This window comes from Streptomyces sp. SID1328, from assembly GCF_009865595.1.
GTDB classification, from domain to species: Bacteria; Actinomycetota; Actinomycetes; order Streptomycetales; family Streptomycetaceae; genus Streptomyces; species Streptomyces griseoluteus.
In genome coordinates, this window is sequence record NZ_WWKH01000646.1 from 1 (window position 1) to 2371 (window position 2371).

A 2371-nucleotide genomic window follows, 5' to 3' on the forward strand; every position below is an offset into this window, starting at 1 on the left:
TCCTGGCGGCGGCCGGTGATGAAGACGTGCGCGCCCTCCTCGGCGAACCGCTTGGCGGTCGCCAGGCCGATCCCACTGTTGCCGCCGGTGACGACGGCCGTCTTTCCTTCGAGCTTTCCCACCGGATCCTCCATTCACTGCAGGCCGGCATCGCCGCGCCTGGATGTAACAACTTACATTACATCCAGGGTGGGAAGTCGGGGCGGACAACCGGTCGCGCGGGTGGTCACCCCTCGATGAAGGAGAGGATCTCCGGGTTGAGGACGTCCGGGTGGAGCGACAGCATTCCGTGGGGCCACCCCTCGTAGCTCTTGAGCGTCGCGTTCTTCAGCAGCGCGGCGGACTTCGGCGCGGAGTCCTCGTAGGGCACGATTTGGTCGTCGGTACCGTGCAGGACGAGCACCGGGACGTCGATGCTCTTGAGGTCCTCGGTGAAGTCGGTCTCGGAGAACGCCTTGATGCATTCGTAGTGCGCGTTCGCCGCCCCCCTCATCCCCTGCCACCACCAGCGGTCGATGAGCCCCTGGACGACCTCGGCGCCGGGCCGGTTGAAGCCGTAGAACGGGCCCGCGGGGACGTCGATGTAGAACTGCGCGCGGTTGGCGGCGAGCGCGTCGCGCAGCTCGTCGAAGGCCTCGACCGGGGTGCCCTCGGGGTTGCTGTCCTTCTTGACCATGACCGGGGGCACCGCGTTGGAGATGACCGCCTTGGACACCCGGCCCGGCCTGGCCCGCGCCACGTAGCGGACCACCTCGCCGCCCCCGGTGGAGTGCCCGATGTGCACCGCGTCCTTCAGATCCAGCGCGTCGGTGAGGGCGGCCACGTCGGCGGCGTAGGTGTCCATCTCGTGCCCGGCCGAAGGCTGGCTGGAGCGTCCGTGACCGCGGCGGTCGTGGGCGATGACGCGATAACCCTTGGACAGGAAGTACAGCAACTGGTTGTCCCAGTCCTCGTGGCTCAAGGGCCACCCGTGGTGGAAGACGATCGGCCGGGCGTCCCGGGGGCCCCAGTCGACGTAGAAGATGCTGGTGCCGTCAGACGTGGTCACTGTGCCCATGGCTGATACCTCCGGCCCCCCGGAAACGTGTCGGCCCGCGTTTCTGCCACGCTACGCGCGCGCCGGCAGGGGTGCATGTCAGCGCTCGCGGGCCAGCGGGTGGCAGAGCAACGGCCGGGGTCGCCACCCCCCACAGGAGAGACCCCGGCCGTTGCGTGGTGCGGACCGCGGGCGGTCCGTCATGTTGTTCTGCGTCATGGCCGCGTCATATGTCACACCTGGGCGTGTCACGAGTCAGTTGCATCTTCCACAGACATGGACGAGCAGCGGTTTCAGGCCGTAACGTGCCTTTCGCGCCGACCGAGTGACGGGCGTAAAGGGAGTGCGGTGCAGGGGGACGACGCGGAGTTGACGGCCGCGGTGCGCGCGGCTCAGGCGGGGGACGAGACCGCGTTCCGTACGGTGTACCGCGCGGTGCATCCACGGCTGCTCGGCTATGTGCGCACGCTGGTGGGCGACTTGGACGCCGAGGACGTCGCGTCCGAGGCGTGGCTCCAGATCGCGCGTGACCTCGGCCGGTTCAGCGGCGACGCCGACCGCTTCCGTGGCTGGGCCGCGCGGATAGCCCGCAACCGCGCCCTGGACCACATACGGATGCGCGGCCGTCGCCCCCTGATAGGCGGCGACGAGACCGAACTGACCGGCAGGGCGGCCGAGTCGGACACCGCCGGTGAGGCCATCGAGGCCCTGACCACCGACGGCACCCTCTCCCTCATCGCCCGGCTCCCGCAGGACCAGGCCGAGGCCGTCGTGCTGCGCGTGGTGGTCGGGCTCGACGCCAAGACCGCCGCCGAGACGCTCGGCAAGCGCGCGGGCGCCGTCCGTACCGCCGCGCACCGGGGGCTGAAGCGGCTGGCCGAACTCCTCGGCGCCGATCCGGAATCGACGGGAGGGCTCGACGCGCTCCCGCCCCAGCGAACGCCGCGCCGTGGCGCGGCGCGGTCCGCGAGTGTGACGCATACGCGTACGCGGACGCAGAAGGACATGTGATGGCCGACGAGCACGACAAGTGGCTGGACGGTGAGACGTCGGAACGTCTTTTGCGCGGTGAGCCGTTGGAAGCCGTCGACGCCGACGCGCGCGTCCCCGCCGACCGGCTCGCCGCACTGCTCGGCGCCCTGGCCGCCCAGGGCGCGCCCGCGCTCGGTGAACTCCCCGGAGAAAAGGCCGCGTTGGCCGCGTTCCGGGACGCCCGGGCGACCGTGCCCGCCGAGAGCGCCTACGGGTACGGCGACGCCGGCCTCGTCCGCATCGGCGCCCCCGCACCCCGTACCCGCCGCTCCCGCTGGGGCCGGCCCGTCCGGCTCGGCCTCG

The 2371-nt window shown here is 71.0% G+C and carries 3 protein-coding genes and 1 pseudogene; 2 read left to right on the forward strand and 2 right to left on the reverse strand.

Translation table 11 applies throughout. The features are described 5' to 3' along the window. Both GT030_RS20940 and GT030_RS20945 read right to left on the reverse strand, forming a co-directional pair. Positions 1–122, reverse strand: a 122-nt coding sequence (locus GT030_RS20940) for an SDR family NAD(P)-dependent oxidoreductase (RefSeq protein WP_346009700.1), incomplete at its 3' end; no start/stop codon positions are given. Between the two features lie 104 nt (positions 123–226). After that, positions 227–1057, reverse strand: coding sequence for an alpha/beta hydrolase (locus tag GT030_RS20945; protein WP_161202417.1), 831 nt, complete (start codon positions 1055–1057; stop codon positions 227–229). A 327-nt stretch (positions 1058–1384) separates the two neighbouring features. Between GT030_RS20945 and GT030_RS20950 the strand changes: the two genes are divergently transcribed. Beyond that, positions 1385–2047, forward strand: coding sequence for an RNA polymerase sigma factor (locus GT030_RS20950; protein WP_161202418.1), 663 nt, complete (start codon positions 1385–1387; stop codon positions 2045–2047). Next, positions 2047–2371: pseudogene (locus tag GT030_RS20955) on the forward strand (hypothetical protein); the annotation flags it as partial. The gene GT030_RS20950 and the pseudogene GT030_RS20955, both read left to right, overlap by 1 nt.